The sequence below is a fragment of the Psychrobacter proteolyticus genome (assembly GCF_038155145.1).
GTDB lineage: Bacteria > Pseudomonadota > Gammaproteobacteria > Pseudomonadales > Moraxellaceae > Psychrobacter > Psychrobacter proteolyticus_B.
Map to the genome: position 1 here is coordinate 1 of NZ_JBAKAY010000180.1, position 214 is coordinate 214.

The 214-nt window shown below is 49.5% G+C and carries 1 protein-coding gene; it reads right to left on the reverse strand.

Features of this window, described 5'->3' with window-relative positions; all coding sequences use genetic code 11:
* The coding region (locus V6252_RS13425; protein ID WP_341610767.1) for a tetrahydrofolate dehydrogenase/cyclohydrolase catalytic domain-containing protein at nt 1–197 on the reverse strand (197 nt) is incomplete at its 3' end.
* Between the last annotated feature and the right edge of the window lie 17 nt (nt 198–214).

Here is a 214-nt window from a genome sequence, read left to right on the forward strand (position 1 = left end):
ACACGCTTACAAGCGTTGCCTTTCATACGAACATTAGTGGCAGAGGCTGGATCGTCACCAACCAATATCGTCGCTAAGCTGGGGGTGCGGCCAGTCTTTTCCTTAATCGTATCTACGCGCGTGCGCAGATCGTGTTCTATTTGTTTGGCAAGTGCTTTGCCGTCCAAAACTGTGGCGGATTCTTTGGCAGTAGACATAGTAACTCCAATAGAGG